This is a genomic window from Gibbsiella quercinecans (assembly GCF_002291425.1).
GTDB lineage: Bacteria > Pseudomonadota > Gammaproteobacteria > Enterobacterales > Enterobacteriaceae > Gibbsiella > Gibbsiella quercinecans.
On the sequence record NZ_CP014136.1, the window covers coordinates 1428153 to 1450953 of the forward strand.

Consider the following 22801-nt stretch of genomic DNA (forward strand, 5'->3'; position numbering starts at 1 on the left):
GGTTTTTACCGAGGTAACAATGAACGACAATACCATGACTCCACAGGAACGGCGGGCAACCTGGGGGCTAGGCGTAGTCTTCTCGCTACGCATGCTCGGCATGTTTATGGTGCTGCCGGTCCTCACCACCTATGGGATGGCGCTGCAAGGCGCCAGTGAGGCGCTTATCGGCTTCGCCATCGGCATTTACGGTTTGGCGCAGGCCGTGTTCCAGATCCCCTTCGGATTGGTTTCTGACCGTATCGGCCGTAAGCCGCTGATTGTCGGCGGCCTGCTGATCTTCACCCTCGGCAGCGTCATTGCGGCCGTGACCGATTCCATCTGGGGGATCATTCTGGGCCGCGCCCTGCAGGGTTCCGGCGCTATCGCCGCGGCGGTGATGGCGCTGCTGTCCGATCTGACCCGTGAGCAGAACCGCACCAAAGCCATGGCCTTCATCGGCGTCAGTTTCGGCATTACCTTTGCCATCGCCATGGTGATCGGCCCGATTGTCACCCACGCCTTTGGCCTGCACGCGCTGTTCTGGATGATCGCCGTGCTGGCGCTGGCCGGGATTGCCATCACGCTGTTGGTGGTGCCCAATGCAGACAGCCACGTGCTAAACCGCGAATCGAGCATCGTCAGCGGCAGCTTTCACAAAGTGCTCCGCAACCCTCGCCTGCTGAAGCTCAACCTCGGCATCATGTGCCTGCATATTCTGCTGATGTCGAGCTTCGTGGCCTTGCCGCTGGCAATGGAACAGGCGGGGCTGGCGGCGCAACAGCATTGGGTTGTTTATCTGGTGACCATGCTGGTATCGTTTGCCGCCGTCGTGCCTTTCATCATCTATGCCGAGAAAAAACGCCGCATGAAACGGGTTTTCACCGGCTGTGTGGTGTTTTTATTCTGCGCCGAGATTGTGCTGTGGCTTTCCGGCGCCCACCTGTGGGGCATTATCGCCGGCGTGCAGCTCTTCTTTGTCGCCTTTAATGTGATGGAAGCGATTCTGCCTTCGTTAATCAGCAAGGAATCCCCCGCCGGCTATAAAGGCACGGCGATGGGGGTCTACTCCACCAGCCAATTTATCGGCGTGGCAATCGGCGGCAGCGCCGGCGGCTGGCTGTATGGCCTGCTGGGCGCGGGCGGCGTATTCATTGCCGGGGCGTTGGTGGCCGCACTGTGGTTCCTGGTATGCCGCACGATGAAAGAGCCGCCGTACGTCAGCAGCCTGCGTATTACGCTGTCTGAACTGGCGGTGAAGGATTCTGCGTTGGAGTCGCGTTTGAAAGCGCAACCGGGCGTGGCGGAAGCGATCGTCGTGGCGGATGAGCGCAGCGCCTATGTGAAAGTGGACACGCAGCAGACGAATCGCCGGCAGTTAGAAGCGCTGGTGAATTCGCTGTAAAGAAAAGGGCCAGCATGCTGGCCCTTGGCATTGTCTGGGCAGAAAAGTTAATCGCGGAAGTTTTTGAACTGGAACGGCTGCCCCAGATCTGCGCCACGCACCAATGCCATCACGCTTTGCAGATCGTCACGCGATTTACCGGTCACACGCACTTCGTCGCCCTGAATCTGCGCCTGCACCTTCAGCTTGCTGTCCTTGATCAGCTTCACCAGCTTCTTGGCCTGCATGGTTTCAATACCCTGCTTGAGCTTAGCCTCAACGCTATAGGTTTTCCCACTGTGCTCCAGCGCATCCGGGATCTCCAGCGCTGCGCCGTCAATGCCGCGCTTGGCCAGCTTCTCACGCAAAATATCCAGCAACTGCTTCACCTGGAAATCAGATTCGCTGGCCACCTTGATGCTTTCGTTTTTTTCGTTCAGCTCAAAGCTGGCCGGCACGTTGCGAAAATCCCAACGGGTGCCGAGATCACGTGACGCATTGTCAACGGCGTTACGGACTTCCTGCATATCAATTTCAGAAACGATGTCAAAAGATGGCATACTTCCTCCTTCTGAATACGACCTATCCCAGTAGGCGCATTGGTCATCGCCACCCAGAGCGCTTACGGGCCCGACATGGCAAATAAATTTAGCCTAAAACAACGTTAGGCCATTCGATGGCGAGCATAATAACCGCTTTACCCGGGAAGACAAAACCCTACGGATCGCCGTGGGGAGCCCGGCAACGCGAAAGTCTATAATGATAAGACCGCCGTTGATCGGAACCCCGAACACCAGGACAGTGCCCCGCAATAGGCCGTGGCGCCCAATGACCGCCTGCGGCGCTGACGTACGATTGCGGGACACTGCTTAGGGAGGCAAGATGAAAATAACGGTTCTTGGTTGCGGCGCGCTCGGCCAACTGTGGCTCGCCCAACTTTATCGGCAAGGGCACGAGGTGCAGGGATGGCTCCGGGTGCCCCAGCCTTTTTGCCCAGTGAATGTCATTGCCCCCGACGGCAACGTATTTAACCACAATCTCCCGGCTAACGATCCAGCACACCTGGCGCAAAGTGAACTTCTGCTGGTCACGCTGAAAGCCTGGCAGGTTTCCGGTGCAGTCAACGCCCTGCTGCCACACCTCAACCCACAATGCGCCGTGTTGCTTTTGCATAATGGCATGGGCACCCAGGATGAGCTGGACGCCAACAGCCAGCCGATTCTGCAAGGCACCACCACCCACGCTGCGCGCCGTGACGGTTCGACCATTATTCATGTGGCTAGCGGCACCACCCATATCGGCCCCACCTCGCCCGGCGCCATGCACCTCAGCAGCCTGGCCGAAGTGCTGCATCAGGCGCTGCCGGACGTTGCCTGGCACAACAACATCACGGCGGCCAACTGGCGCAAGCTGGCGGTTAACTGCGTGATTAATCCACTCACCGCGCTGTATGACTGCCGTAACGGCGAGTTGCGCCAGCACCTGCCGGAAGTCGAAGCCGTCTGCAATGAAGTTGCCGCCGTGATGGAGATGGAGGGCCTGCATACCTCCAGTGAAGGGTTGCTGCTGTATGTGCTGCAAGTGATCGACAGCACCGCGGATAATATTTCCTCTATGCTGCAGGACATTCGCGCCCAGCGGCACACCGAGATTGATTACATCAACGGCTACGTGCTGCGCAAGGCGCGCAGCCACGGCCGCGTGCTGGCGGAAAATACCCGATTATTCGAACTGATTAAGAAAAAGGAAAATGATTATGAGCGTATCGGCGCTGGTATGCCTGGCACCTGGTAGCGAAGAAACCGAGGCCGTCACAGCGATCGACCTGTTGGTGCGGGCCGGCGTTAATGTCACCACCGCCAGCGTGGCGGGGGACGGCGAGTTGACCATAACCTGTTCACGCGGCGTCAAACTGCTGGCGGATGCGCCGCTGGTGACGATTGTGGATGAGCCTTTTGACGCCATTGTGCTGCCCGGCGGCCTGAAAGGGGCCGAATGTTTCCGCGATAGCCCGCTGCTGGTGGAGAAAGTCCGCCGCATGCACCTGCAAGGCAAAATCGTCGCCGCCATCTGCGCGGCACCGGCGCTGGTGCTGCAACATCACGATCTATTCCCGGTGGGTAACATGACTGGCTTCCCAGGGCTGAAAGACAAAATTCCGCAGGATAAATGGATGGAGCGCCGCGTGGTGTTTGACCCACGCGTCAACCTGCTAACCAGCCAGGGGCCGGGCACCGCCATGGAGTTCAGCCTGAAGCTGATCGATTTACTGTTGGGGAAAGAGAAAGCGGCGGAGGTGGCGGCGCAGTTGGTGTTGATCCCAGGGATGTACGATTTCAGCGACTGATCCCTTCAGGCCGCAGCGTTACCGGCTGCGACCTGAAAGCGGTTCAACGTAAAGCAGATTTAAGGGCGATACACTTTAACGTTGGTGTAGCCTTGCTCCAGCAGGTACAGCGCCTGCAGGCGGCTCATCACGCCGCGCTCGCAGTACAGCAAATAGGTTTTGCTCTGGTCCAGATCGCCGAACTGGCTGCCAATTTTATAGAACGGCAGCGATTTCACTTCAACCTGCGCCAATTGCAACGGCTTTTCATCCTGCTCGTCAATCGCGCGGATATCCAGAACCACATCGCTGGCAGCGAACGCCGCCACGGTCTCGACTTCCGTCACCTGTTCCTGAACTTCGCTGGCGATAGTGCGGATATCGATGTTTTTCGCCTCGCGCACCACGCGATCGAGGATCGTGAAGTCGAACTTGCCCTCTTCTTCTTCGATCTTTTCTTTAACCGCTTTCACCGTTGGACTTTTGGAAATCACACCGCAGTATTCCGGCATGGTTTTGGCGAAGTCTTCAGTGCCGATCGCCCGTGCGATATTGATGATGTGCTCTTTATCATGGGAGATCAGCGGGCGCAGAATCAGCGTGTCTGACACATTGTCGATCAAACGCAGATTGGTGAGCGTTTGGCTGGATACCTGGCCCAGCGCCTCGCCGGTGACCAGCGCCTGCACGCCGTAGCGCTCCGCCACCTGGGAAGCGGCACGCACCATCATGCGTTTCAGCACCACACCCATCTGGCCGTCATCGACTTTTTCCAGGATCTCTCCCACCACCGGTTCAAAATCAACCGCCACAAAACGCACTTTGTGCGAGCTGCCAAAGCGATTCCACAGGTAGTGCGCCACTTGCTTAACGCCGATTTCATGCGCCGAGCCGCCGAGGTTGAAGAAGCAATAGTGCACACGGCAGCCACGGCGCATCAGCATGTAGCTGGAAACCCCGGAATCAAAGCCGCCGGAAATCAACGACATGACATCTTCCTGCGTACCGATCGGGTAACCGCCGATCCCTTCACGGCGCGCTTTCACCAGCATCAACTTATCGTCTTCGATCTCCAGATTAACCGTCACCTGTGGGCGCGTCAGTTTGACCCGCGCACTGTCGATATGCTGGTTTAAACCGCCGCCGACGTAGCGCTCCACATCCTGGGAATTAAAGTCTTGCTTGCCGCGGCGCTTAACGCGCACGCAGAAGGTCTTCCCTTCCAACTGATCGCGGTAGGCTTCCAACGTTTGTTCGAAGATATGGTGAATATCGGTATAGGCACGGTCTTCCACCTCCAGAATATGGTGGATACCGGGAATACGCGTCAAGGCATCGGCAATCGCCGGGCGCTGGTTTTCGTCTTTGGCGCGCACCTCAATGAAATCCCAATGCCGCACCACCGCCAGCGTTTCATCATACTGCTTCAGGACGTTACGAATGTTGGTCGTCAGGATCTTAATGAAGCGTAAACGCACAGATTGACTTTTTATGGTGATTTCTGGGAACAATTTAATGATAAACTTCATGGCGGTCTTTATAGTCAGATAAGGATTTCGGGGGAAAAAGAGTCACAATATATTCGGCGGTCGGAGTATATCACCATCTGGTGCCGCTCTGCGCGCAAAACCATACATGCGCGCCATGATTTACTGTTCAAAATCCGCTACGATAGTCTTTAGCCCTACTGTTCACATGATGATGTAAAAAGAAAATTATGCCGAAAAAACCTGCACAATCAGGCAGTACCGAGCAAACCCTTAGCTTTGAAAGCGCGCTGCAGGAGCTGGAAGGGATCGTCACCCGTCTGGAAACGGGCGAACTACCACTGGAAGACGCGTTGAACGAATTCGAGCGTGGTGTACAGCTGGCGCGCCAGGGCCAACAAAAGCTGCAGCAAGCGGAACAACGCGTGCAGATCCTGCTTAACGACGGCACCGATGAAGCGCCCCTGGCGCCTTTTACCCCGGATGCTGAGTAATTGCTATGACTGACTTTAACAGCCAGTTACAGGCCTATCGCCAACGGGTCGATCGCGCACTGACGGATTTTCTTGCCCCCTTGCCCTTCAATGACAGCAGCCTGGTGGAAGCCATGCGCTACGGCGCACTGCTGGGCGGCAAACGGCTGCGCCCGTTTCTGGTGTACGCAACCGGGCAAATGTTTGGTCTGCAGCCAGGCAGCCTGGATGCCCCGGCAGCGGCCATAGAGTGCATCCATGCCTATTCGCTGATCCATGACGATCTACCGGCGATGGACAATGACGATCTGCGCCGCGGCCTGCCGACCTGCCACATCAAATTTGGCGAAGCGAATGCGATTCTGGCCGGCGACGCGCTGCAAACGCTGGCGTTCACCATCCTGGCGGATGCCGAGATGCCCGATGTCGCCCTGCGCGATCGTCTGGCGATGGTTTCCGAGCTGGCCAGCGCCAGCGGCGTCGCCGGCATGTGCGGCGGCCAGGCGCTGGATCTGGCCGCTGAAGGGCTTCAGATTAATCTGGAAGCGCTGGAGCAGGTTCACAACCATAAAACCGGCGCATTGATCCGCGCAGCGGTGCGCCTGGGCGCGCTGGCTGCGGGTGAGAGAGGCCGCGCCGCCCTGCCGTTGCTCGATCGCTACGCCGCGGCCATCGGGCTGGCGTTTCAGGTTCAGGATGACATTCTTGATGTCATCGGTGAAACTGCCAAGATTGGTAAACGCCAGGGCGCCGATCAACAGCATGGCAAAAGCACCTACCCGGCCTTACTCGGGCTTGACAGCGCGAAGGCAAAAGCGTGGGATCTCTACCAGGAAGCATTAGCCGCCCTGGATGCCCTGGCAGCGCAATCTTATAACACCGCGCCACTACGAGCGTTAGCCAGCTTCATTATTGAACGCGATAATTAATGTGTAACGAACGTTATACCCCATAGATTTCGAGGTGCGGCTGGCCACATCGCTCAGTGGCCGGGCTACGTGATGGCCGCTGCACCCTGGAAGATAAAGGGCATACTCCTCTGATATGAGCATCGAATGAGTCTTGATATAGCCAAATACCCAACATTGGCGCTGGCGGAAAACCCCGAGGAACTCCGCTCCCTGCCGAAAGAAAGCCTGCCGAAGCTGTGTGACGAACTGCGGCAATACCTGCTGGACAGCGTCAGCCGCTCCAGCGGTCACTTTGCTTCCGGGCTGGGTACCGTCGAACTGACGGTGGCGTTGCACTACGTCTATAACACCCCGTTCGACCACCTGATATGGGACGTGGGGCACCAGGCCTATCCGCACAAGATCCTCACCGGCCGGCGCGATCGCATCGCTACCATCCGGCAGAAAAACGGCCTTCACCCTTTCCCATGGCGCGCGGAAAGCGAATATGACGTGCTGTCCGTGGGCCACTCGTCCACCTCGATCAGCGCCGGCCTCGGCATGGCGGTAGCCGCCGAGCGCGAAGCCAAAGGCCGCCGCACGGTGTGCGTGATCGGCGACGGCGCCATTACCGCCGGCATGGCGTTCGAGGCCATGAACCACGCTGGCGATATCAACCCGGATATGCTGGTGGTGCTCAACGACAACGAGATGTCGATTTCCGAGAACGTCGGCGCGCTCAATAACCACCTGGCGCAGTTGCTGTCCGGCAAGCTGTATTCCACGCTACGCGAAGGCGGCAAAAAGGTGCTCTCCGGCCTGCCGCCGTTCAAAGAGTTGGTGAAGCGCACCGAAGAACACCTGAAAGGTATGATGGTGCCAGGCACGCTGTTCGAAGAGCTGGGTTTCAATTACATCGGCCCGGTAGACGGGCATGACGTGCAAGGGCTGGTTGCCACGTTGAAAAACATGCGCGATCTGAAAGGCCCGCAGTTACTGCATATCATGACCAAAAAGGGCCGTGGTTACGCCCCGGCGGAAAAAGATCCGATCAGTTTCCACGCGGTGCCAAAGTTCGATCCGGCCAGCGGTACGCTGCCCAAGAGCGCCGGCGGCCTGCCGACCTATTCAAAGATTTTTGGCGAATGGCTGTGTGAAACCGCCGCCAAAGACAGCGCGCTGATGGCAATCACCCCGGCGATGCGCGAAGGCTCCGGCATGGTGCAGTTCTCGCGTGAATATCCGCAGCAGTATTTCGATGTGGCGATCGCCGAACAGCATGCGGTGACCTTTGCCGCAGGGCTGGCGATCGGCGGGTACAAGCCGGTGGTGGCCATTTACTCCACGTTCCTGCAGCGCGCCTACGATCAGGTGATCCACGATGTGGCGATCCAGAACCTGCCGGTGCTGTTCGCTATCGATCGCGGCGGCATTGTCGGCGCCGACGGCCAAACCCATCAGGGCGCATTCGATCTCTCTTTCCTGCGTTGCATCCCAAACATGGTGATCATGACGCCGAGCGATGAAAACGAATGCCGCCAGATGCTGTACACCGGCTACCATTACAACGGTGGCCCTAGCGCGGTGCGCTACCCGCGTGGCAACGGCTCCGGCGCCAAACTGGAACCCCTGACAGCCCTGCCGCTGGGTAAAGGCGTGGTGCGCCGCCAGGGCGAAAATATCGCGATTCTCAACTTCGGCACGCTGCTGCCTGCGGCGCAAGCCGCGGCCGAAGCGCTGAACGCTACGCTGGTGGACATGCGCTTTGTCAAACCGCTGGATGAACAACGAGTGTTGGAAATGGCGACCAGCCACAGTGCACTGGTGACATTGGAAGAGAACGCCGTCATGGGCGGCGCCGGCAGCGGCGTGAATGAGCTGCTGATGGCGAAGCGCCAAGCGGTGCCGGTGCTTAATATCGGCCTGCCGGACCGCTTCATTCCGCAGGGCAGCCAGGAAGAAATACGCAGCGACCTGGGCCTGGATGCGGCCGGGATCCAGCGGCAGATTGAAGCCTGGCTGGCACAATAATCAACGGCGAGAAAGCGCCGCCAATGGTAAAGCAGCAGCGATTGCGCTAAACCGGCGGCGCCTCCGCCGGCAAACCGTTTAAAACAACGCCACCGGCCAGTGATGGCCGATGGCATAAATAACCCCCGCCCCTATCACCCCGGCCACAATGTCATCGATCATGATGCCCATACCGCCGTGCACATTGCGATCGAACCAGCGGATCGGCCACGGCTTCCAGATATCCAAGACGCGGAAAATCACAAAACCGGCGGCGACCCACTGCCAATCGTTAACCGGCAGCGCCATCAGCGTAATCCACATCCCAACAAACTCATCCCAGACGATGCTGCCGTGATCGTGCACGCGCATGTCTTTGGCCGTCTGGTGGCACAGGTACACGCCAATGCAGATGCTGAACATCACCAACAGCGAATAGAGCTGCCACGGCAATTGTATCAACAGTAACCAGAAAGGGATCGCCGCCAGCGATCCCATCGTGCCGGGCATCACCGGCGACAGGCCACTGCCAAAACCGGTCGCCAGCAGGTGCCACGGGTTGCGCAGCCGCAACCGGCGTTTTGCTTCATCCATGTGGCAATTTACTCCCCGCGGAAATGATCAAAGCCCGCCCAGGGCAGTTCGACAACCTGCTCTGCGCGATGGAAGGTAATACCTTCGGAAAGCGGGCCAACCTGGCCGATACAGGTGTAATCGGTGCCAAGATGGTCCAGCGCCACTTCCAACGCGCCGCGGTTGATTTCCGGCACGGTGAAGCACAGCTCGTAGTCCTCGCCGCCGGTCAGCGCCCAACGCAATGCCTGGTCAGCGTCGCCCAGGCCGATCAGCGCCGGGGAAAGCGGCAATGCACCCAGATCAATGCGCGCGCCGCACTCGGAAGCCTTGAGCACGTGCTTCAGATCGGAAATCAGCCCATCGGAAAGATCAATAGCCGCACTGGCCAGATCGCGCAGCGCCTGCCCTTGCAGCACGCGCGCATGCGGGCGCAAATGGCGGCCCAGCAGATAGTTGCACGCCGCCGCATCGTTCACCGCCAGGCGCTGTTGCAGAATGGCCAGGCCAGCGGCGCTGTCGCCCAGCGAACCGGTCACGTAGATCCAGTCGCCCACGCGGGCGCCTGAACGCGTTAAGGCGCGCCCGGCCGGCACCAGGCCGTGAATGGTGAGCGTCATGCTCAACGGGCCGCGGGTGGTATCGCCGCCAATCAACTGCATGCCGTAGTAATTAAGCTGTTCGAACAGGCTGTCGCTGAACGCCTTCAGCCAGGGTTCGTTAACTTCAGGGAGGGTCAGGGCCAATGAAAGCCAGGCGGGATCGGCGCCCATAGCAGCCAGATCGCTTAGGTTCACCGCCAGCGCTTTATAGCCGAGATCGGCCGGATCGATATCCGGCAGGAAATGCACGCCCGCAACCAGCGTATCAGTACTGACGGCCAACAGTTGTTTCTCTGGCACTGCCAGCAGTGCGCAGTCATCGCCGATGCCTAACTGAACATCCCGGCGCACACTCTTGAACCGGTCAAAATAGCGGGCAATGAGGTCAAATTCGCCACATGCCATGGTCGATATTCCAGATAAATGAATTTAAGGCCGGTCGCCCGGCCTTAATTTTTATTTTTTCTTGCGGATGGTCGGCGCTGCTTTATCCAGCACGCCATTCACAAACTTGTGGCTATCTTCAGCACCGAAGGTTTTCGCCAGTTCGATCGCTTCATTGATAGCCACTTTGTAAGGCACATCTTCGCGCATTTTCAGCTCAAACAGCGCCAGGCGCAGAATGGCTCTTTCCACCTGACCAAGCTCTTCGAGCTGGCGCGACAGGAAAGGCTTCATCAGGGCATCCAGAGTACCTGCATTCACCGCCACACCGGACAGCAGTTCGCGAAAATAAGCAACGTCAACATCTTTGACGTCCTGCTCCGTCAGGAACTGTAATTCAACATCGGCAATGTCATTTTTAGACAACTGCCAAGAGTAAAGCGCTTGAACAGCGCACTCACGAGCGCGGCGACGAGCAGCAGGTTTCACGGAATTCCCCTTAACTAAATTCAGGCTTTAATAGCTTTGATAACATTAATCATTTCAAGCGCGGTCAGGGCAGCTTCTGCACCTTTGTTACCCGCCTTGGTACCGGCACGTTCAATCGCCTGTTCGATGCTTTCTGTCGTCAGCACGCCGAAGGCAACCGGAACTTCAGTGTTCAAAGAAACACTGCCCAGGCCGGAGCTGGCTTCGCCCGCCACATATTCAAAGTGTGCAGTGCCCCCACGGATCACCGTACCCAGAGCAATAACCGCGTCGTATTTACCGGTGTTGGCCAGCACGCGCGCCGTCAGCGGCAGCTCATAGGCACCCGGCACCCAGACAACGGTGATGTTGTCATCCGCCACCTGGCCGATACGCGTTAACGCGTCGATGGCGCCAGACAGCAGGCTATCGTTGATGAAATTGTTAAAACGCGCAATGGCGATCGCCACACGGGCTTTAGGAGTAGCAACAACACCTTCGATCACTTTCATGGGCTTTCCTTAAAAATGAGTTCAATACCCCGCAGGGGGGCGGATTCTATCATATTCTTCATCCGCCTGCGCGGCGGTTTTGTAAAACGGCCGGCAGGCGTTCAGATTTAGGCTTTGGCCTTCAGGCGCAGGCGTAAATCAGGGCCGATCTGCCGCACTTCGCTAAACACCAGCTCCGGCGCATCGGCCAGCGCCTGCAGCCCAGGCAGATGGCACAGCCCCCGGCCATTATCACCCAATAATTTCGGCGCAATATACACAATGAGCTCATCCACCAACCCGGCCTGCAACAACGCGCCGGCCAAGTGAGCGCCCGCTTCTACCCAAACGCTGTTTATCTGGCTCTGCGCCAGCTGCATCATCATCACTACCAGATCGATACCGCCGCCGTGCGCCGGGAAGATGCGCTGCTCCACCTCCTGCGGCCAGCTTTGCGCATCCGGCTGCAGGCGCGCCAGCCAGGTAGCGCCCGGTTGGTTCACCACCCGGTGCTGCGGCGTCACGCGGTTTTGGCTATCGAGGATAATGCGCAGAGGCTGGCGCAGGTTTTCACGCGGATAAACGCGCTGCGTGCCGCTGTCCAGCTCATCCCAGCGCACGGTCAGGGAAGGATCGTCCGCCAGCACCGTGGCGCTGGTGCTGAGAATGGCGGCGCTTTGCGCCCGCAGCCGCTGCACGTCCTGCCGGGCCTGCGGGGAAGTGATCCACTGGCTTTCGCCAGAGGCCATGGCGGTGCGGCCGTCAAGCGAAGCGCCTATTTTCAGTTGCACATAGGGAAAACCGGTGCGCATCCGTTTAAGGAAGCCGGGGTTGATCGCCTCGGCCTCCGCCAGCATCAGGCCATGGCGCACCTCAATGCCGGCCTGCTGCAGCCGGTACAAGCCGCGGCCGGCGACCTGCGGGTTGGGATCCTGCATGGCGGCCACCACCCGGCGCACGCCGGCGGCGGCCAGGGCATCGGCGCAGGGCGGCGTGCGGCCATGATGGCTACACGGCTCAAGCGTCACATACGCGGTGGCGCCGCGCGCCAGCTCCCCGGCCATGCGCAACGCGTGCACTTCCGCATGCGGCTCACCGGCACGCAGGTGGTAGCCTTCGCCGACAATCTGGCCATCACGCACGATCACGCAGCCAACGTTCGGATTCGGCGCCGTGGTAAAACGCCCCAGCCGCGCCAGTTCAAAAGCGCGGGCCAGGTAAAATTCATCGTTATGCATAAAAAACCCTGTTAATCCTGCAGCTTGGCGATCTCTTCGCCAAACTCACGGATATCCTCAAAGCTGCGGTATACCGAAGCAAAGCGAATGTACGCCACCTTATCCAGCTTTTTCAGCTCGTCCATCACCAGGTTACCCACCAGTTTGGTCGGCACTTCGCGCTCACCGGTGGCGCGCAGCTGCGATTTTATATGATTAATGGCGTTTTCCACGTCGTCGGAGCTGACAGGGCGTTTTTCCAACGCTTTAAGCATGCCCCGGCGCAGTTTGTCTTCGTTGAACGGTTCACGCACTTCGTCGCTTTTAATCACCCGCGGCATCACCAGTTCCGCCACTTCGAAGGTGGTAAAACGTTCATTACAAACCAGGCACTGGCGGCGACGGCGCACCTGGGAACCATCGCCAACCAGGCGGGAATCAATGACTTTGGTATCAACGGCGGCGCAGAAAGGGCAATGCATAACACGTCCTGATAAACAATCTGAGAATTAATACAGTGTAACCTGAACTCCGGTTACAACAAAAGCGAGCGCTCATTTGTTGCGATCCGCTTCTCAGGCCGGCATTACCCTGTTCAGGCACTAAAACATGACTTTCCACCTGCGGCTAGCTAAGCTGGGCACCAGCGTTATTGCAAAGGAAACGGCACCATGTCTTCTACCCGTTATCGCCCAGCCTGCCTGCTGGCTACCGCAGTGCTACTGGCCGGCTGCGCGCAACAAACAGAAATACCCAAGCTGCATAATCAGGTGGTTGAGCTAAAACAGAAGCTGAGTACGCTGACCAACCAGGCCACGGCGCTGGAACAGCAAAATCAGCTGAACCAAAATTCCACCCGCGGCGCTTACCTGCTGCCTGCCGCCAACAGCCCGGCAAAATTGCAGAGCAGCATCGGCGAGTTGAGCATTGCGCTCACGCAGATCCGCCCCGAAGCCGGCGGCACCCAGGCCGTACTGCAACTGCAGGTGCCGTCTGGCCACACGCTGGCGCCGTTCCATGCCGTGGTGGAATGGGGGCCGTTGGATAGCGCCAGCGGGAAACCGCTCAGCGCAGGCTCACTGTCGCAACCCATCGTCGTTGGCGATACGCAGCCTGCAAGCAGCGAGCGCCAGGTTGAACTGCGTTTCAGCGGGGTCACGCCGGAGCAGTTGGGCTATGTCCGCCTGCACAGTATTACGCCACGTGATGCGCAAAGCCCTGCGCCATAGCGGGAGCGGCATAAAAAAAGAGCGCAGCCGGCATGCCGGACTGCGCTCTTTTTATTGCGTGAGACGACAGCAGATTAAGGCAAAATAGAGGGCTGGTCGGCGCCTTCTTTTTCCACTTTCTGCTGCAGCATGTGCTCGCGTTTCATCCCCAGTTTCAACGCCAGCGCGGACGCGACGTAGATAGAGGAAACGGTACCGATCGACACACCGATCAACATCGCCAGCGAGAAGCCTTGCAGCATCGCGCCACCGAAGATGTACAGCATCAGCACCACCACCAGCGTCGTCCCGGACGTCATCAGGGTACGGCTCAGGGTCTGGGTCAATGACACGTTCATAATTTCGTAAGGCGTGCCGCGGCGGATCTTGCGGAAGTTCTCACGAATACGGTCAGAAACCACGATGCTGTCGTTCAACGAGTAACCGATAACCGACATCAACGAGGCGATGATGGTCAAATCGATCTCGATATGAAATAGCGACAGCACACCCATGGTAATGATCACGTCGTGCGCCAGGGCGATAACCGCCCCCAACGCCAGGCGCCATTCAAAACGAAAGCCGACGTAAACCAGGATGCAAATCAGCGCAACCAGCAGCGCCATGCCGCCGGTTTGCGCCAGTTCGCTCCCCACGCTCGGGCCAACAAATTCAATGCGCTTCACCGTGGCGCTTTTGTCCACCGATTCATTCAGCACGCTGATAACTTTATTGCCCAGCTCCTGGCCCGCCTGCCCGGAAACCGGCGGCATACGCACCATCACATCGCGGCTGCTGCCGAAGTTCTGCAGAATCGGATCCTGGAAGCCGGCCTTTTCCAGCGTGTCGCGCATCAGATCGAGATCGGCTGGTTTATCCAGGCTGATCTCAATGACGGTGCCGCCGGTAAAGTCCAGGCCCCAGTTAAAGCCACGCACCGACATGATGGCAATGGACGCGATCAATAGCACCAGCGAGATGCCAAAGGCCACGTAGTCCCAGCGCATAAAGTCGATGACTTTACGGCCGTAGTTGAGTTGCTCAACAGTATAATCCTGTGCCACAACGCACTCCTCAGATAGACAGCTTGTTAATGCGTTTGCCGCCGTAAAGCAGGTTGACGATGGCACGGGTACCGACAATCGCGGTGAACATGGACGTTGCCACGCCGATTGCGGTGGTTATCGCAAAACCTTTGATCGAACCGGTGCCTACCGCATACAAAATCACCGCAGTGATCAGCGTGGTAATGTTGGCGTCGACGATACTGGAAAACGCGCCTTTATAGCCTTCATGGATCGCTTGCTGAACGGAACGTCCGTTCTTCAGCTCTTCCTTAATACGCTCGTTAATCAGTACGTTGGCGTCAACCGCCACCGCCAGCGTCAGCACGATACCGGCAATCCCCGGCATGGTGAGCGTAGCGCCCGGCAGCAGCGACATCACGCCGACAATCAGCACCAGGTTGGCCACCAGCGCGCTGGTAGCGATAACGCCGAATTTACGGTACCAAACCACCATGAAGACAATGGATGCCACCAGGCCCCACAGACACGCTTCCAGCCCTTGGGTAATGTTCTGTTGCCCCAGGGTTGGGCCAATGGTGCGCTCTTCCACAATCTGGATAGGCGCAATCAATGCGCCCGCCCGCAGCAGCAGCGACAGTTGGCGCGCTTCGTTCGGGTTGCCGATACCGGTGATGCGGAAGCTGTTGCCCAGACGCGACTGAATATTCGCCACGTTGATCACTTCTTCCTGCTTCACCAGAATCGCACGGCCATTGGCATCTTTTTTACCGCTGTCCTTATACTCCACGAACAGGGTCGCCATTGGCTTGCCAATGTTGTCCTTGGTGAAGTTGGACATGGTCGTACCGCCGGCGCTGTCCAGCGAGATATTCACCTGCGGCTGGTTGTACTCATCGGTGCTGGAGGTGGAATCCGTAATATGGTCGCCGGTCAGAATCACCCGTTTGTACAGCACGATCGGTTGCCCTTCACGGGTATTTTTCACCTCGGAGTCGCCCGGCACACGGCCATTGGCGGCCGCCGTGCTGTCGGCGTTGGTGTTCACCAGGCGGAATTCCAGCGTGGCGGTAGCACCAAGGATTTCTTTAGCGCGCGCAGTATCCTGGATACCCGGCAGCTCAACCACAATGCGGTCTGCGCCCTGGCGCTGCACCAAAGGTTCAGCAACGCCGAGCTGGTTGACGCGGTTACGCAGGATGGTGATGTTCTGCTGGACGGCGTATTCACGCGCTTCGCTCAGGCGCGCATCGGTCAGCGTGGCCTTCAGCGTGTTGGTGCCGTTGGCGGAGAGCACCAGATCGCGCTGGCGCGGGGTCATGTAGCTGATGGCCTCATCACGCGCGGCGTTGTCGCGGAAACGCACTTCGACGCCGTTGTTGTCGAGCTTGCGGATGGTGGCGTAAGGAATGCCCTTGTCACGCAGCTCGCTGCGCAGGGTATCCATGGTCTGCTCTTGTAGCTTGCCCAGGGCGGTGTCCATGTCCACTTCCATCAGGAAGTGCACGCCGCCGCGCAAATCAAGGCCGAGCTTCATCGGCTCTGCCCCCAGCATGGTCAGCCACATTGGCGTCGCCGGGGCAAGGTTAAGTGCCACAACGTACTTATCGCCCAATGCCTCAAGCAAGGCTTCACGGGCACGCAGTTGCACATCGGGATCTTTAAAGCGAGCAAGGATGGCGCCATCTTCCAGCGCGATAGACTTGCTTGCGATGTTGTCTTTTTCTAATACGGTACGGACCTGGTCCAGCGTAGCTTCACTGGCGGCGACACCGCGCGCGCCAGTGATTTGTACGGCCGGATCCTCACCGTAGATGTTGGGAAGCGCATAAAGCAGACCGACGACGATCACAACGATCAGCATCAGATACTTCCACAAAGGATAACGGTTTAGCACGGCAATTCCCTTCGGGAAAAATAATTACAGGGCCTTCATGGTACCTTTCGGCAGAACGGCCGCCACGAAGTCACGCTTGATCATCACTTCCGTGGTGTCGTTAAGCGCAATGGCGATAATACCGGTTTCACCCACTTTGGTTACGCGGCCAATCAGCCCGCCGGTGGTCAACACTTCATCACCTTTACCGATCGAATCCATCAGCTTCTTGTGCTCTTTGGCACGTTTCTGCTGCGGGCGCAGGATCATGAAATAGAAAATCAGACCAAACACCACCAGCATAATGATCAGAGAGTACGGGCTTCCCTGAGCCGGGGCTCCAGCGGATGCGACGGCGTCGGAAATGAAAAAGCTCATTGAAATTCCCTCATTAAGTTATCAATTATTTAATCAAGCGTTTCTTGCCCTTCAACTGCCAAAGCGCAGCGCCGCCAGCCCCATAGCCCCCGAAGCAAAGGTGAATATGCCTGGGGAGCATTGGCCGGCCGCCGTGCCGCGCGTTGACGTTGATCAGGCCTTTAAAGGTGGAACCGGCTTGCCGATCCGACCGTAGAAATCAGCAACGAACAGCTCTAATTTACCCTCTTCAATGGCACGGCGTAAACCCGCCATCAGGCGTTGGTAATAGCGCAGGTTATGAATGGTGTTCAAACGGGCACCCAGTATTTCATTGCAACGATCGAGATGGTGCAGGTAGGCGCGGCTATAATGACGGCACGTATAGCAATCACACTCGGGATCCAGCGGGGAAGTATCATCCTTGTGCTTGGCATTGCGGATTTTTACCACGCCCTCGGTCACGAACAGGTGGCCGTTACGGGCGTTACGCGTCGGCATCACGCAGTCAAACATGTCAATGCCGCGCCGCACGCCTTCCACCAGATCTTCCGGTTTACCCACCCCCATCAGGTAGCGGGGCTTATCCTGCGGGATTTGCGGGCAAACATGTTCGAGAATACGATGCATGTCCTCTTTCGGCTCGCCTACCGCCAAGCCGCCCACAGCGTAACCATCAAAGCCGATATCCACCAGCCCTTTTACTGAAACATCGCGTAAATCTTCGTAAACACCGCCCTGGATAATGCCAAACAGCGCATTTTTGTTGTTCAGTTCGTCAAAACGCTGGCGGCTGCGTTGCGCCCAGCGCAGCGACATTTCCATCGAGCGCTTGGCGTAATCCCAATCCGCCGGGTATGGCGTGCACTCGTCAAAGATCATCACGATATCAGAGCCGAGATCATACTGGATCTCCATCGATTTTTCCGGGCTGAGGAATATCTTGTCGCCGTTAATCGGATTACGGAAGTAAACGCCCTCTTCCTTTATCTTGCGCATCGCCCCTAGGCTAAACACCTGAAAACCGCCGGAGTCGGTGAGAATCGGCCCGTGCCACTGCATAAAATCATGCAGATCGCCGTGCAGCTTCATGATTTCCTGGCCGGGGCGCAGCCACAGGTGGAAGGTGTTGCCCAGCAGGATCTGTGCGCCGGTTTCTTTAACTTCTTCCGGCGTCATGCCTTTTACCGTGCCGTAGGTACCGACAGGCATAAAGGCCGGCGTCTCGACCACGCCGCGCTCAAACACCATCCGGCCGCGACGTGCGCGGCCATCGGTTTTTTGTAATTCGTACTTCACTCAGCCTCCAGCATCAGAGAAACAGTCTGATGTCGTTTAACAGGGATATCGGGGGGTTAAGCGCCGACGGTTTCTTGTTCCGCCTGCGGGTTACGGCTGATGAACATGGCATCGCCATAACTGAAAAATCGATATTGCTCGGCCACCGCCTGCCGATAGGCATGCATGGTGTTCTGGTAACCGGCAAACGCCGAAACCAGCATGATCAGCGTGGATTCCGGCAAATGGAAGTTGGTCACCAGCGCGTCAATCACCTGATAGTGATAGCCAGGATAGATAAAGATGCGGGTGTCGCCGAAAAACGGCGCGATCGGTGCATCCTGGCTGGCCGCTGCAGCGCTTTCCAGCGAGCGCACCGAGGTGGTGCCCACGGCGACCACCCGTTTACCGCGCGCCTTGCAGGCCAGCACCGCATCCACCACCTCTTGCGGCACTTCAGCGTATTCGGCATGCATCACGTGGTCTTCAATGGTTTCCACCCGCACCGGCTGGAAGGTGCCGGCGCCAACGTGCAGGGTGACAAACGCCATCTCCACACCCTTTTCACGCAGCGCCGCCAGCAGCGGCTCATCGAAATGCAGCCCGGCGGTCGGCGCCGCCACCGCGCCCGGCTTTTCGCTGTAAACGGTTTGGTACAGTTCGCGATCGGCATCTTCATCCGGGCGATCGATATACGGCGGCAACGGCATATGACCGACGGCGTTGAGCAGAGTGAAAACATCGCGATCGTCATTGAAGCGCAACTCAAACAGCGTATCGTGGCGCGCCACCATGGTAGCGTTGATGCTTTCGTCATCCCCCAGCAGCAGCTCGGCTCCCGCCTTCGGCGCTTTCGACGCACGCACGTGCGCCAAAACGCGGTGCTCATCCAGCACGCGCTCTACCAGCACTTCAATCTTGCCGCCGCTGGCCTTGCGGCCAAAGACCCGCGCCGGGATCACCCGGGTGTTGTTAAATACCAGCAGATCGCCCGCTTCCAGTTGGTTCAGCAGATCGGTGAATACACCGTGCGTCAACTCGCCCGTTGGCCCGTCCAACTGCAGCAGACGGCAGGCGCTGCGTTCAGCCTGCGGATAACGGGCGATCAGTGATTCGGGGAGTTCAAAAGAAAAATCGGCGACGCGCATGAATATTCACTTCTTCAATATTTAGTCGGTTGGTAAAAAACAAGCGGCCTAGTCTAAAGCGGTGAGCGTTCAGCAGCAAGAAATAAGGAGGATTTGCCCACGTTGAGGTATAGTTGCCGCATGAATTTTCTTGCGCATCTCCATTTGGCCCAGTTGGCGGAAAGCTCCCTGTTGGGCAATCTGCTGGCCGACTTTGTCCGCGGCAACCCGGCAGGCGACTATCCCGCCGCCGTAGTCAGCGGCATTATGCTGCACCGCCGCATCGACGTGCTGACCGATTCGTTGCCGCAGGTTAAAGCCTGCCGTCGCTATTTCAGCCCTGAACACCGCCGCGTCGCGCCGATCACGCTGGATGTGGTGTGGGATCACTTCCTGGCACGCCATTGGCAGCAGATCGAACCGGCAATCAGCCTGGTCCACTTTAGCCAGGCGGCGCGCCGCCAGATCGTCCCGCACCTGCCGCACACGCCGGCGCGCTTCCAAAACCTGAACAATTACCTGTGGCAAGAGCGCTGGCTGGAACGCTATGCCGAGCTGCCCTTTATCGCCAACGTGCTGGCGGGCATGGCCAAACGCCGCCCGCGCCTGGCGGCGCTGGCAAGCTCCTATCACGATGTGGAGCGCCACTATCATCAGCTTGAAACACATTTCTGGCAGTTTTACCCACAGATGATGCAGATGGCGAAAGAAAAAACGCTGTAATTGAGGGGTTTAACCGGCTTTACAGCAGATGGGTATCGCCTGGCTTGCCCTTTGCCATAAAAAGGTTATTTTTAATCTTCGAAAAGTTTTACTGATTGCTTCGATAGGTGAAAGCTATCTCATCGATTGGTCTTTTTACCCTTTATTCACCAACACATGGCCCCTATACTTGCGGCCGTCTTTTACATCAACCACTTACCAACTATTACAGGAGTAATTCATGGTCCTGGTAACTCGTCAAGCCCCTGACTTCACTGCAGCAGCCGTACTGGGCAACGGCGAAATCGTTGAAAATTTCAACCTGAAAAAACACCTGAACGGCAAACCTGCCGTCCTGTTTTTCTGGCCAATGGATTTCACCTTTGTATGCCCTTCAGAACTGATCGCGTTTGATCACCGTTATGAAGAATTCCAGAAACGTGGCGTTGAAGTGGTCGGCGTTTCTTTCGACTCTGAATTCGTCCACAACGCATGGCGTAACACCCCTGTCGATAAAGGCGGCATCGGTGAAGTGAAATACGCAATGGTTGCCGACGTTAAGCGTGAAATTCAAAAAGCCTACGGCATTGAACACCCGGAAGCCGGCGTTGCCCTGCGCGGTTCTTTCCTGATCGATGCCAACGGCGTTGTGCGCCACCAGGTGGTGAACGATCTGCCGCTGGGCCGCAACATTGATGAAATGCTGCGTATGGTCGACGCGCTGCAGTTCCACGAAGAACACGGCGAAGTCTGCCCTGCACAGTGGGAAAAAGGCAAAGAAGGGATGGGCGCCTCTCCGGATGGCGTTGCTAAATACCTGTCTGAAAACGCCGCTAAGCTGTAATTCCCTGCGAATGTCAGCCGGCCGGCCAGCGGAACTCCGCTGGCCGGATTTTGATTTACCTCCTTGTTTTATCTTTATTTTTTCCTCAACATTTTGCGTGAGTCCCATTCTGTGGTAACTATTATCACGCTGGTAAATTATTTATGGCATATGAAAAACAACCAACACAATAAAAACTGACAGGGCAGGTAAGACTATGTTTTTACAAAAATGGGGCAAGCCGCTCACCATGGCGGCCATGCTGGTGAGCAGCAGCCTGTACGCCGCCTCGAACCCGGCGGTCGAAGCACGCAACGGTATGGTGGTGACATCGCAACATCTGGCTTCGCAGGTTGGCGTCGATATTCTCAAAATGGGCGGTAACGCCATCGATGCTGCCGTCGCTGTCGGCTACGCGCAGGCGGTGGTCAACCCGTGCTGCGGTAACATCGGCGGTGGCGGCTTTATGACCGTACACCTGGCGGACGGCACCGATACCTTTATCAACTTCCGTGAAACCGCGCCGGCCGGCGCCAGCGCCAATATGTATCTGGACGCCGACGGCAAGGTGAAAAAAGGCGCCAGCCTGTACGGCTACCTGGCGGCCGGCGTGCCGGGCACGGTGCTGGGGATGGAAACCGCGCGGCAAAAATACGGCAAACTGAGCCGCGAACAGGTCATGGCGCCGGCGATCAAACTGGCTCGCGAAGGGTTTATCCTGACGCGCGCCGATACTGACATTCTTGATACCACCGTCGCCCGCTTTAAGCAGGATCCCGAGGCGGCGCGGATTTTCCTGCGTAAAGATGGTTCGGCGCTGCAGCCGGGCGATCGCCTGGTGCAAACCGATCTTGCGCATACGCTGGAAGCGATCGCCAAAGCAGGCCCGGATGCGTTTTATCACGGCAAAATCCCGCAGGCAGTGGAAGCCGCGGCGAAAAAGGGCGGCGGCGTTCTGACGGCGGCCGACTTCGCCAACTATAAAGTCACCGAAACGGCGCCGATCACCTGTAGCTACCGCGGCTATAAGTTTGTTTCCTCGCCACCGCCAAGCTCCGGCGGCGTTGCGCTGTGTGAAACGCTCAACGTTCTTGAAGGCTACAACCTGCAAAGCATGGGCTTTAACTCGGCGGCGGCGATACACACCATGGCCGAAGCCATGCGCCACGCCTATATGGACCGTAATACCTATCTGGGCGATCCGGCGTTTATCAACAACCCGATCGATCGGCTGTTGAGTAAAAGTTACGCCGAACAGATCCGGGCGAAAATCGTCCCGGGCAAGGCAACGCCTTCCGAAAACGTGCAGCCGGGAATGGAACCGCATGAAAAACCGGAAACCACCCACTACTCGATCGTCGATCATGAAGGCAACGCGGTTTCCACCACCTATACCGTCAACGGCCGCTTCGGCGCCGTGGTGATCGCCCCGGGCACGGGCTTCTTCCTCAATGATGAGATGGACGACTTCACCGTGAAGGTGGGCGAGAAAAACCTGTACGGACTGGTGCAAGGCACGGCAAATGCCATTGCCCCCGGTAAGCGCCCACTATCATCAATGAGCCCGACGCTGGTGACTAAGGATAATAAAATCTTTATGGTGCTCGGCTCACCGGGCGGTTCGCGCATTATCACCATCACCCTGCAAACCGCGCTGAACGTGATCGATCACGGTATGGCGCCGCAGGAGGCGGTAGACGCGCCGCGTATCCACCAGCAGTGGTTGCCGGATGAGGTGTATTACGAGCAGCGGGGCGTTTCCGCTGATTCGCTGAAAATCCTCAACGACATGGGCTACAAGATGGTGGAACAAACCCCGTGGGGCGCCGCGGAGCTGATTTTGGTCGGCCTGCCTGGCGCTGCGGGCGTAACGCCGGCCAACTCGGGCAACGATTCGGCGGTGTCCGGCAAGGTGCGTGAAGGCTATCTGTACGGCGCCAACGACGTCCGCCGCCCAGCCGGTTCTGCCATCGGGTATTAAGCCCTCGCCCTCACCCCAACCCTCTCCCACAGGGAGAGGGAGTAGAGCCTGCCCGCTGTACCCGTTGGGCAGGCTTCTTACGCTTCAACCGCCCTCACCCTGACCCTCACCCACAGGGAGAGGGAACAGAGCCTGCCCGC

24 protein-coding genes are annotated in these 22801 nt (G+C 57.9%); 11 read left to right on the forward strand and 13 right to left on the reverse strand.

All coding sequences use genetic code 11. The features are described 5' to 3' along the window. Positions 1–19: 19 nt before the first annotated feature. Positions 20–1384 (forward strand): MFS transporter, encoded by a 1365-nt coding sequence (locus tag ACN28Q_RS06610; RefSeq protein ID WP_095845613.1) that lies wholly within the window; start codon positions 20–22, stop codon positions 1382–1384. A gap of 47 nt (positions 1385–1431) precedes the next feature. Here the strand turns inward: ACN28Q_RS06610 and ACN28Q_RS06615 are convergent, their stop codons facing one another. After that, positions 1432–1923, reverse strand: a complete 492-nt coding sequence (locus ACN28Q_RS06615; RefSeq protein ID WP_095845614.1) for a YajQ family cyclic di-GMP-binding protein — start codon at positions 1921–1923, stop codon at positions 1432–1434. Positions 1924–2245: 322 nt separating this feature from the next. On the opposite strand from ACN28Q_RS06615, the gene panE reads away from it, so the two are divergent. Together panE and yajL are read left to right on the forward strand one after the other, a co-directional pair. Next, on the forward strand, positions 2246–3157 hold the full coding sequence (panE, locus tag ACN28Q_RS06620) for a 2-dehydropantoate 2-reductase (RefSeq protein WP_095845615.1): 912 nt from the start codon (positions 2246–2248) through the stop codon (positions 3155–3157). Beyond that, positions 3120–3710 (forward strand): protein deglycase YajL, encoded by a 591-nt coding sequence (yajL, locus tag ACN28Q_RS06625; protein WP_095845616.1) that lies wholly within the window; start codon positions 3120–3122, stop codon positions 3708–3710. The genes panE and yajL overlap by 38 nt, the downstream gene beginning before the upstream one ends. A 59-nt stretch (positions 3711–3769) precedes the next feature. On the opposite strand, the gene thiI is transcribed toward yajL, so the two are convergent. Then, entirely contained in the window at positions 3770–5218 is a 1449-nt protein-coding gene (thiI, locus tag ACN28Q_RS06630; protein WP_095845617.1) for a tRNA uracil 4-sulfurtransferase ThiI, read from the reverse strand. Positions 5219–5406: 188 nt separating this feature from the next. Here thiI and xseB point away from each other — a divergent pair, with 188 nt between their 5' ends. The 3 genes from xseB to dxs all read left to right on the forward strand — a co-directional run bounded on the left by xseB (position 5407) and on the right by dxs (position 8570). Further along, a complete protein-coding gene (xseB, locus tag ACN28Q_RS06635) occupies positions 5407–5670 on the forward strand; it encodes an exodeoxyribonuclease VII small subunit (protein ID WP_095845618.1) in 264 nt (87 codons plus the stop codon). Between the two features lie 5 nt (positions 5671–5675). After that, positions 5676–6578: a (2E,6E)-farnesyl diphosphate synthase gene (gene ispA / locus ACN28Q_RS06640; protein WP_095845619.1), complete on the forward strand. Its 903-nt coding sequence runs from the start codon at positions 5676–5678 to the stop codon at positions 6576–6578. 126 nt (positions 6579–6704) lie between these two features. After that, entirely contained in the window at positions 6705–8570 is a 1866-nt protein-coding gene (gene dxs / locus ACN28Q_RS06645) for a 1-deoxy-D-xylulose-5-phosphate synthase (protein ID WP_095845620.1), read from the forward strand. Between the two features lie 78 nt (positions 8571–8648). Here the strand turns inward: dxs and pgpA are convergent, their stop codons facing one another. The 6 genes from pgpA to nrdR all read right to left on the reverse strand — a co-directional run bounded on the left by pgpA (position 8649) and on the right by nrdR (position 12766). Beyond that, positions 8649–9143, reverse strand: coding sequence for a phosphatidylglycerophosphatase A (pgpA, locus tag ACN28Q_RS06650; protein ID WP_095845621.1), 495 nt, complete (start codon positions 9141–9143; stop codon positions 8649–8651). A gap of 8 nt (positions 9144–9151) precedes the next feature. Then, complete coding sequence (gene thiL / locus ACN28Q_RS06655; protein ID WP_095845622.1) at positions 9152–10129, reverse strand: thiamine-phosphate kinase; 978 nt, start codon at positions 10127–10129, stop codon at positions 9152–9154. A 51-nt stretch (positions 10130–10180) separates the two neighbouring features. Then, positions 10181–10597 carry a transcription antitermination factor NusB gene (nusB, locus tag ACN28Q_RS06660; protein WP_095845623.1) on the reverse strand — a complete coding sequence of 139 codons (417 nt, stop codon included), beginning with the start codon at positions 10595–10597 and terminating at the stop codon, positions 10181–10183. 20 nt (positions 10598–10617) lie between these two features. Then, a complete protein-coding gene (gene ribH, locus ACN28Q_RS06665; RefSeq protein WP_095845624.1) occupies positions 10618–11088 on the reverse strand; it encodes a 6,7-dimethyl-8-ribityllumazine synthase in 471 nt (156 codons plus the stop codon). A 107-nt stretch (positions 11089–11195) separates the two neighbouring features. Continuing rightward, positions 11196–12305 carry a bifunctional diaminohydroxyphosphoribosylaminopyrimidine deaminase/5-amino-6-(5-phosphoribosylamino)uracil reductase RibD gene (ribD, locus tag ACN28Q_RS06670; protein WP_095845625.1) on the reverse strand — a complete coding sequence of 370 codons (1110 nt, stop codon included), beginning with the start codon at positions 12303–12305 and terminating at the stop codon, positions 11196–11198. Between the two features lie 11 nt (positions 12306–12316). Continuing rightward, positions 12317–12766: a transcriptional regulator NrdR gene (nrdR, locus tag ACN28Q_RS06675; protein WP_095845626.1), complete on the reverse strand. Its 450-nt coding sequence runs from the start codon at positions 12764–12766 to the stop codon at positions 12317–12319. 189 nt (positions 12767–12955) lie between these two features. Here nrdR and ACN28Q_RS06680 point away from each other — a divergent pair, with 189 nt between their 5' ends. Continuing rightward, positions 12956–13513, forward strand: a complete 558-nt coding sequence (locus ACN28Q_RS06680) for a SadB/YajI family lipoprotein (protein WP_095845627.1) — start codon at positions 12956–12958, stop codon at positions 13511–13513. Positions 13514–13587: 74 nt separating this feature from the next. On the opposite strand, the gene secF is transcribed toward ACN28Q_RS06680, so the two are convergent. The 3 genes from secF to yajC are packed head-to-tail and all read right to left on the reverse strand — an operon-like array spanning position 13588 to position 16771. Next, on the reverse strand, positions 13588–14556 hold the full coding sequence (gene secF, locus ACN28Q_RS06685; RefSeq protein ID WP_095845628.1) for a protein translocase subunit SecF: 969 nt from the start codon (positions 14554–14556) through the stop codon (positions 13588–13590). Between the two features lie 10 nt (positions 14557–14566). After that, entirely contained in the window at positions 14567–16414 is a 1848-nt protein-coding gene (gene secD, locus ACN28Q_RS06690; protein WP_095845629.1) for a protein translocase subunit SecD, read from the reverse strand. 24 nt (positions 16415–16438) lie between these two features. Continuing rightward, positions 16439–16771 carry a preprotein translocase subunit YajC gene (gene yajC / locus ACN28Q_RS06695; protein WP_095845630.1) on the reverse strand — a complete coding sequence of 111 codons (333 nt, stop codon included), beginning with the start codon at positions 16769–16771 and terminating at the stop codon, positions 16439–16441. Between yajC and ACN28Q_RS06700 the strand changes: the two genes are divergently transcribed. Continuing rightward, positions 16758–16967, forward strand: a complete 210-nt coding sequence (locus ACN28Q_RS06700; RefSeq protein WP_131929012.1) for a hypothetical protein — start codon at positions 16758–16760, stop codon at positions 16965–16967. The genes yajC and ACN28Q_RS06700 overlap by 14 nt on opposite strands. Here ACN28Q_RS06700 and tgt read toward each other — a convergent pair. Then, a complete protein-coding gene (gene tgt / locus ACN28Q_RS06705) occupies positions 16925–18049 on the reverse strand; it encodes a tRNA guanosine(34) transglycosylase Tgt (RefSeq protein ID WP_095845631.1) in 1125 nt (374 codons plus the stop codon). The genes ACN28Q_RS06700 and tgt overlap by 43 nt on opposite strands. 56 nt (positions 18050–18105) lie before the next feature. Continuing rightward, a complete protein-coding gene (gene queA / locus ACN28Q_RS06710) occupies positions 18106–19176 on the reverse strand; it encodes a tRNA preQ1(34) S-adenosylmethionine ribosyltransferase-isomerase QueA (protein ID WP_095845632.1) in 1071 nt (356 codons plus the stop codon). Between the two features lie 120 nt (positions 19177–19296). On the opposite strand from queA, the gene ACN28Q_RS06715 reads away from it, so the two are divergent. From ACN28Q_RS06715 to ggt, 3 genes are all read left to right on the forward strand, one after another. Further along, entirely contained in the window at positions 19297–19878 is a 582-nt protein-coding gene (locus ACN28Q_RS06715; protein WP_095845633.1) for an ACP phosphodiesterase, read from the forward strand. A gap of 220 nt (positions 19879–20098) precedes the next feature. Beyond that, on the forward strand, positions 20099–20701 hold the full coding sequence (locus tag ACN28Q_RS06720; protein WP_095845634.1) for a peroxiredoxin C: 603 nt from the start codon (positions 20099–20101) through the stop codon (positions 20699–20701). A 196-nt stretch (positions 20702–20897) separates the two neighbouring features. Next, on the forward strand, positions 20898–22661 hold the full coding sequence (ggt, locus tag ACN28Q_RS06725; RefSeq protein ID WP_095845635.1) for a gamma-glutamyltransferase: 1764 nt from the start codon (positions 20898–20900) through the stop codon (positions 22659–22661). Positions 22662–22801 lie beyond the last annotated feature (140 nt).